Source organism: Phenylobacterium sp. SCN 70-31, from assembly GCF_001724605.1.
In the GTDB taxonomy this organism is placed as follows: domain Bacteria; phylum Pseudomonadota; class Alphaproteobacteria; order Caulobacterales; family Caulobacteraceae; genus Phenylobacterium.
The window spans coordinates 225,168-231,903 of the sequence record NZ_MEEX01000003.1 but is presented as its reverse complement, the minus strand read 5'-3'; the positions used below and the strand labels follow the sequence as shown (position 1 = coordinate 231,903).

Here is a 6,736-nt window from a genome sequence, read left to right as displayed (position 1 = left end):
GTGGAAGCGTTCGGCGAGGTCTTCGCGCTCGGCGGGATCGCAGCCGGCGTCGTCGGCGGCCTCGCGGACGGCTTCGGCCAGGATGTCGAAGCGGCCGGCTCTGGCCAGGCGGTCGGGATCGGGACGGGATGAGGCCCGCTCGGCGCGCTGGCGTCTCAGGCGGTCCTTGAGCGCCAGGGTCTGGCGCAGGGAGCGGGCGAGGCCGCGATAGGCCCGGGAGAGTTCGGGGATGTCCTTGGGATCCTCGGCGGCCATGAGGGCGCCGTGGGCCTTCTCCGCGGCGGAGAGGTCCAGCGCGGCCAGCCGATCCAGTGTGGCCAGCGCCAGCGTATCGATGTCGGGTCCCTCGGACATGAGGGATATCCCAACACCCCGCTACGTCAGAAGCGGACGTAGGTGCGGGCCGCGGGGCTGGCTTTTCGCGTCAGGCGGCGTCGCGCCAGGGGATGGGGTCGGCGAGGGTGACGGCGTCGGGGGTGAGGGCGCAGCGATAGGCCAGCACCTCGACGCCGTTCGCCGCGGCGTGATCCAGGCCGCGGGCGTAGGCCGGGTCCAGTTCGGCGCAGGCGGCGAAAACGTCGCAGTCGCCGCGCTGGATCACGAACAGCATCACCACCCGATGACCGGCCGCCGCCATCGCCTCCAGTTCGCGCAGGTGCTTGAGCGGGCGCGCCGCGACGCAGTCGGGGAACTCCGCCAGGCCCGGCGTGCGCATGAGGTGGACGTTCTTCACCTCAACGAAGCGACGGTGAAGGCCAGCCAGCGATGCGAGCGGGGATGTTATCGTGTAGGCTCATAGCGACGGAGGGCCTCAAGCTTGCAGGCACAAGACGAACTGCGCTCAATTCTGGCCGATCTCGTCGGTGAACCTGTGTTTCGGCGGAACATCGCGGGAAACACGCTCATCCTTTGGTTTCGTCCTGCGGCGGATGGAAAGCCGTTACTCGGTCTATCCTTGGACGCGCCATGGCGGGTCGAAGCTCAGGGCGAAATCATCGCCACGAGTGCTGATTTGCCTTGGGAGCAGGAGGATGGCGAAGCCGATGGTGCCTACCGCGAGCGGTTCGACTCCGCAGCCGCCCTCAGCGAGCCGCTGACCGGACTGAAGGTTCATGACGTTGCCCACGACCAACGAACTGGCGATCTGGTTCTGACCTTCGATCATGGCCACACGATGCGAACCTTCACAGTCTGGCGCGGCGAGGAAAGCTGGCGTGTCCTTGACTACAAGCTTGAGCGAAGGCTGCTTGTTTCCGCCGGAGAGGTGATGGCTGACAAGTTGTCGTAAAGGCCGGTTGCCTGAGCCCCTAACGGCGCCAAGGAAGTCGTCTCGACAAGCTGACGCGCTCGACGCTTATGTCGCAAGCGTAGATGAGAACTTCCACGCCAGCTTCAGCAGCACGGTCCAACCCGTTAGCAAAAGCTGGGTCGAGATCGTAGCACGCGGAAAACTCGTCACAGTCGGTTCGCTGCACAACGAATAGGGCAACAGCTCGATCACCCTCGGCGACCATCGCTTCGAGTTCGCGCAGGTGCTTCGACGAGCGAGCCGCGACGCAATCAGGAAACTCAGCGAGGCCCTTAGTTCTTGTTAAATGGACATTTTTCACTTCGAGCCACAGCTTGTGATCGGGCTTCAGATCGCGACGTAAATAGGACTGGTCTTTTTTCACCTCCAGCCAGCAGGGCGGGCGCCCGGGGTGTTCCAGGAGGAAGTCGATGCGGGAGTTCTGGCCGTAGCGCACCTCGCGTCGGGTGGAGGCGTAGCCGGCGACTTCGGGGATGGCGCCCTCGGCCAGGGCTTCGGCGACGATGCGGTTGGGGTGGAGGGTGTTGATCCCCACCAGGCCGCCGTCGGCCTCGACCAGTTCCAGGGTGTGGGCCAGCTTGCGCTTGGGGTCGTCGGAGCGCGAGAGCCAGGCGGGCAGGCCGGGGGTGTTCAGGCCCAGCATGGCGCCGGGGTTCGGGCAGTGGGCGGTGACGGGCGTGCCGTCGTCCAGCACCACGTCGGCGAAGAAGCGCTTGTAGCGGCTGACCAGGGTTCCGCGGACGAGGGGCGAGGGAAACTGCATGTTTATCGGTCGGGAGATCGCTGCTACCGGGGATTGTCCCCGGGGGTGGCGGCATGAGTCCGGAATTCTGGATATGGATGGTCGGCAACCTGATCATGCCCGCGATTCCCGTCGCGTGCGTGTATTTCGCGCAGCGGACCGTGGGCCAGGCGCCGACGCCCGAGAGTGTCCTGAAGGACGGGGTGCTGTTCTTCTACGGCATCGCGGTGGCCGCGCTCCTGATCATGGACCTGTGGAAGGACCGGATCAGCGCCGCGCCGAAGGTGGACCCCGGCCACGCGACCATCTTCATCTCGGTGGCGCTGGTGAGCGTGATCTTCATCTCGGGCGCCTATTTCGTGACGGCGCTGCTCCACACCGGCAAGCTCAATACGGTCGAGCAGGGCGCCCAGAAGGGCTATGACATGAAGCGGCTGGCGCACTTTTCGTGGCAGTCGGCCGCGGCGATGATTATCTTGTCGCTGATCGCCCGGATCGGGAGCGGACTCTATTGACGAACACGCCATCGACCTCCCCGCCGGATCAGCCGCCCTCCTCGCATCCTGCCCCCTCGCACCCGCCCCCCTCGCACCCGGCCGTCGAGGTCGGCGCCACGGTCAAGGCGCTGCAGACCGGGCTGGCCTCCACCGTGGCGGCCGCGCCGCTGCTGGCGGTCGCGAACGCGGTGGGCGTGGCGCTGGGGCCGGTCGGCATCGTGGCGACGCCGATCCTGCTGGGCGCCGCGGGCGCGTTCGCCGGCTATCAGATGGGGCGGCATGTCCGCGACTGACGACCGAGTCACCGCCGCGGTCCTGGTCATCGGGGACGAGATCCTGTCGGGGCGGACGCAGGACACGAACCTGCGCGACATCGCCCGATACCTGGGCGTGATCGGGATCGACCTGGCCGAGGCGCGGACGGTGCCCGACGTGCTGGGCGAGATCGTGGACGCGCTGAACGCGCTGCGGGGCCGGTACGACTATGTCATCACCACGGGCGGGATCGGGCCGACGCACGACGACATCACCGCCGACGCCGTGGCCGCGGCGTTCGAGGTGGAGCTGCACGAGCATCCCGAGATCATCGCCATGATGGAGGCGCGCTGGGGCGGCGAGCTGACGCCGGCGCGGCGGCGGATGGCGCGCGTGCCGGTGGGCGGCGCGCTGGTGAAGAACCCGGTGCAGGGGCCGCCCGGATTCACCATCGGCAACGTCTTCACCCTGGCCGGCGTGCCCCAGATAATGCGCGGGATGCTGGAGGACGTGGGGCCGCGGATGCGCGGCGGGCGGCCGACCGTGTCGCGCACCGTGCGGGTGGACGGCTCGGGCGAGGGCGTGATCGCCGCGCCGCTGGAGGCGGTGGCGCGGGCGCACCCGGACATGTCGCTGGGCAGCTATCCGTTCTTCGGCCCGGACGGCTACGGCTCGAACCTGGTGCTGCGCAGTCGCGACCCCGAGGCGCTGGCCGGCGTGGTCGTGGAGCTGATCGCGGCGCTGAAGGGCGCGGGGATCGAGAACGTGCGCGAGGTCCAGGTCGCGTAGCCCGGCCGGGCGGGGGGCAGGCGATGACGGGCTTGCGCGAGGCGCTGGAGGCGCGGCAGGTCGGCATCTACTTCGCCACGGTGCTGGCGGCGGCGGCGCTGGGCGCGGCGGTTCCGGGGACGGCGGCGCTGGAGGCGGCGATCAACCCGGCGCTGGCGCTCATGCTGTTCGCGACCTTCCTGCAGGTCCCGCTGGCCGACCTGGGCCGGGCCCTGGCGCGGGTGCGGTTCTTGGCCGCGCTGCTGGCGGCCAATTTCCTGGTGGCGCCGCTGCTGGTGCTGGCGCTGGTGCAGACGTTGCCGGGGGACCCGATGCTGCGGCTGGGGGTGCTGCTGGTGCTGCTGGCGCCGTGCATCGACTATGTGGTGACGTTCGCCCACATCGGCCGGGCCGACGCCCGGCTGCTGCTGGCGGCGACGCCGGTGCTGCTGCTGGCGCAGATGCTGCTGCTGCCGGTCTACCTGGGCCTGTTCCTCGGCGAGGCGGCGCAGGGCCTGGTCCGGGCCGAACCGTTCCTGCACGCGTTCGTGTGGTTGATCGCCGTTCCCCTGGCGCTGGCCGCGGCGGCGCAAGTGCTGGCGGGCCGCAGCGAGGGGGCCGCGCGAGCGGTGCGCGGGCTGGGCCTGCTGCCCGTGCCGGCCACGGCGGTGGTGCTCTTCGTGGTGGTCGCGTCGGTGACGCCGCAACTGGGCCTGGCGCTGGAGGGCGCTGTCCGGGCGCTGCCGCTGTACCTGGCCTACGCCGTCGCCGCCCCGCTGCTGGGCTGGGGGGTGGCGCGCCTGGCCGGGCTGGAGGCGCCGGCGGGGCGGGCGGTGGCGTTCAGCGCCGGCACCCGCAACTCCCTGGTCGTCCTGCCGCTGGCGTTCGCCGTTCCGGGCGGGGCGCCCCTGCTGCCGGCCATCATCGTGCTCCAGACCCTGGTCGAGCTGGCGGCGTCGCTGGCCTACATGCGCCTGATCCCCAGGCTGGGCGCGCGGGCTCTCACGCCGCCGCCAGATTCTCCAGGCGGGTGAGCCAGTAGTCGGCGTCGTAGCTGTCGTCGCCGGTGAGGTAGCGCCAGAGCTTGACGCGATTGACCATCTCCAGCCGCCCGGTATCGTCCTCGAACCAGGGTTCGGGGGTCATCAGGATCTGCTCGACCGACGGCGGCTGGGGCCCCTTGAGATAGAAGATCGGCCGCTGCCGGTCCTGCGGCTCCAGGGTGGCGACGTCGAACTTCCGCACCTGGGGTTCGCGCGGGTTCATGCGGATCTTGAACATGGTGCGCGTGCGGTCCGACCGGTTCACGCCGCCGCCGTGCCAGACGCCCGAATGCAGGAACAGGAGCGTCCCGGCCTCGCAGACCATGTGCTGCTGGCCGCGGATATTCTGGTAGCGGGCCAGGGCGGCCTCGCTGACCTTGCGCAGGTGGGTGCCGGGGATGAAGCGCGTGCCGCCCATCTCGAGGGTCACGGCGTGCGGGTAGTACATGATCTGCACGTCGAACGCCCGGCGAGGGTCGATGGTGGAGTCCTGGTGCGTGTGCTGGGAGACGTTCTCTCCGCCCGAGGCCTCGTGATAGGCGGGCGGGAAGGTGACGTGCAGGAAGTGGTGGTCGAAGAGGGGATTGTCGCCCACCAGGCTGCGGATCGCGCCGGCCACGACGGGCAGCTCCAGCATCCGGGCCAGGGCCGAACCCTGGGCGTAGGCGCGGGCGAGCGGCACGCCCGCCGGCGTCTCGGGGATGTCGGCCTCGGCCAGCATCCGGCCGTAGGCGGCGCGAAGCTTGCGGCCGGGCTCGGGGGCGGCGACCTGGCCCACCTCGTCCAGGAACTGGCGGTTGACGTCGTCGGGGACCACGGCGTCGAGGCGCAGGAAGCCGCGGGCGGCGAAGCTGGCCATCTGATGCGCCGAGAGCAGGGGAAGGCCGGTCATGGGACAATCTCTTCGAGCTGTTCGAACCAGAACTCGTACTTCAGGTAGCTGACGTCGAACTCGGCGCCGGGAATATGGGGATTGAGCTGGGAGGCCTGGAACAGGCGCCAGCCGTCCTTCAGGGCGTCGAGGCCCGTGCGGTAGGGCGGCTCCTCGGAATCGCCGGCCATGTGGCGCTCGCGGCCCGTGCCGTCGTAGCGGGACCAGCCGACCACGGCCGAATCCAGCGCCGAGTTGGAGAGGTAGAGCACCAGGACGCTCTGTCGCCGCATTCCGTTTCCCCCGTCGGCGCGAGGGTGGCGCCGCGGCGCCGGAAGGGAAAGGGCGCCGCCACGGAAGGGGAGGCGGGTGAAAGCGGGCGCGGATGAAAGCTGGCGTGGGCGCTTGACCTCCCCAGGGGCGCCCGCGACAAGTCGCGCCAACAATCGTGGAGGATATCCGAGATGGCGTTCACACCCTTCGACCTGACCGGCAAGGTCGCGCTGGTGACCGGCGGCAACGGCGGCATCGGCCTGGGCATGGCCGAGGGTCTGGCGGCGGCGGGCGCCAAGGTGGCGATCTGGGGCCAGAATCCCGAGAAGAACGCCAAGGCCGAAGCGGCGCTGAAGGCCTACGGCGGCGAGGTGCTGGTCCAGAAGGTGGACGTGGGCGACGAAGCCGCCATCGTCGCCGGCGTGGCCGAGGTGATCCAGAAGCTGGGCCGCCTCGACTTCGTGGCCGCCAACGCCGGCATCGGCGGCGGCGCGCCGTTCGAGGAGATGACCACCGAGAAGTGGCGTCGCGTCACCACGGTGAACCTGGACGCCGTGTTCTGGACCTTCCGCGAAGCGGCCAAGCACATGGTGGCGCGCGCGAAGGACGGCGACGCCGGGGGCTCTCTGGTGGTGACATCGTCCACCTCGGCCATCCACGGGGCGCCGCGCAACCAGGCCTACGCGTCGACCAAGGGCGCGGTGCTGTCGATGATCCGCGGGCTGGCGGTGGAGTACGCCCGCTACGGCATCCGGGCCAACTCGATCCTGCCCGGCTGGATCGCCACCGACATGACGTCGGGCCTGCAGTCCAACGACAAGTTCAACGACAAGGCCATCGGCCGGGTGCCCATGCGGCGCTGGGGCGAGGGCGACGACTTCTCGGGGATCGCGGTCTACCTGGCCTCGGACGCCTCGAAGTTCCACACCGGCGACAGCTTCGTCATCGACGGCGGCTACACCATCTTCTGAGGCGCGA

General features: G+C 69.7%; 11 protein-coding genes. 6 read left to right on the top strand and 5 right to left on the bottom strand.

Annotated elements, in window-relative coordinates; translation table 11 throughout:
• Together ABS78_RS02305 and ABS78_RS02300 are read right to left on the bottom strand one after the other, a co-directional pair.
• Window positions 1–354 (bottom strand): hypothetical protein (locus ABS78_RS02305; protein WP_293374463.1); only part of this gene is annotated, 354 nt, incomplete at its 3' end.
• Between the two features lie 70 nt (window positions 355–424).
• Complete coding sequence (locus ABS78_RS02300) at window positions 425–763, bottom strand: DNA/RNA nuclease SfsA (protein WP_293374481.1); 339 nt, start codon at window positions 761–763, stop codon at window positions 425–427.
• Window positions 764–817: 54 nt separating this feature from the next.
• On the opposite strand from ABS78_RS02300, the gene ABS78_RS02295 reads away from it, so the two are divergent.
• Window positions 818–1,288, top strand: a complete 471-nt coding sequence (locus tag ABS78_RS02295; protein WP_293374461.1) for a hypothetical protein — start codon at window positions 818–820, stop codon at window positions 1,286–1,288.
• 19 nt (window positions 1,289–1,307) lie between these two features.
• Here ABS78_RS02295 and sfsA read toward each other — a convergent pair whose 3' ends face one another.
• Window positions 1,308–2,072 (bottom strand): DNA/RNA nuclease SfsA, encoded by a 765-nt coding sequence (gene sfsA, locus ABS78_RS02290; protein ID WP_293374459.1) that lies wholly within the window; start codon window positions 2,070–2,072, stop codon window positions 1,308–1,310.
• A gap of 53 nt (window positions 2,073–2,125) precedes the next feature.
• Here sfsA and ABS78_RS02285 point away from each other — a divergent pair, with 53 nt between their 5' ends.
• Genes ABS78_RS02285 through ABS78_RS02270 form a run of 4 tightly spaced genes read left to right on the top strand, consistent with a single transcriptional unit; the run spans window position 2,126 to window position 4,605 of the window.
• Window positions 2,126–2,566 (top strand): hypothetical protein, encoded by a 441-nt coding sequence (locus ABS78_RS02285; RefSeq protein WP_293374457.1) that lies wholly within the window; start codon window positions 2,126–2,128, stop codon window positions 2,564–2,566.
• The gene (locus tag ABS78_RS02280) at window positions 2,563–2,841 is read left to right on the top strand and encodes a hypothetical protein (protein WP_293374455.1); all 279 of its coding nucleotides are present in this window, start codon (window positions 2,563–2,565) and stop codon (window positions 2,839–2,841) included. Before ABS78_RS02285 ends, ABS78_RS02280 begins: the two co-directional genes overlap by 4 nt.
• Entirely contained in the window at window positions 2,828–3,592 is a 765-nt protein-coding gene (locus ABS78_RS02275) for a competence/damage-inducible protein A (RefSeq protein WP_293374453.1), read from the top strand. Before ABS78_RS02280 ends, ABS78_RS02275 begins: the two co-directional genes overlap by 14 nt.
• Window positions 3,593–3,615: 23 nt before the next feature.
• Complete coding sequence (locus ABS78_RS02270) at window positions 3,616–4,605, top strand: arsenic resistance protein (RefSeq protein WP_293374451.1); 990 nt, start codon at window positions 3,616–3,618, stop codon at window positions 4,603–4,605.
• On the opposite strand, the gene ABS78_RS02265 is transcribed toward ABS78_RS02270, so the two are convergent.
• Both ABS78_RS02265 and ABS78_RS02260 read right to left on the bottom strand, forming a co-directional pair.
• Complete coding sequence (locus ABS78_RS02265) at window positions 4,574–5,506, bottom strand: phytanoyl-CoA dioxygenase family protein (RefSeq protein WP_293374449.1); 933 nt, start codon at window positions 5,504–5,506, stop codon at window positions 4,574–4,576. The genes ABS78_RS02270 and ABS78_RS02265 overlap by 32 nt on opposite strands.
• On the bottom strand, window positions 5,503–5,778 hold the full coding sequence (locus tag ABS78_RS02260; protein ID WP_293374447.1) for a hypothetical protein: 276 nt from the start codon (window positions 5,776–5,778) through the stop codon (window positions 5,503–5,505). The genes ABS78_RS02265 and ABS78_RS02260 overlap by 4 nt, the downstream gene beginning before the upstream one ends.
• A gap of 171 nt (window positions 5,779–5,949) precedes the next feature.
• On the opposite strand from ABS78_RS02260, the gene ABS78_RS02255 reads away from it, so the two are divergent.
• Window positions 5,950–6,729: an SDR family oxidoreductase gene (locus ABS78_RS02255; protein ID WP_293374445.1), complete on the top strand. Its 780-nt coding sequence runs from the start codon at window positions 5,950–5,952 to the stop codon at window positions 6,727–6,729.
• Window positions 6,730–6,736: the final 7 nt, after the last annotated feature.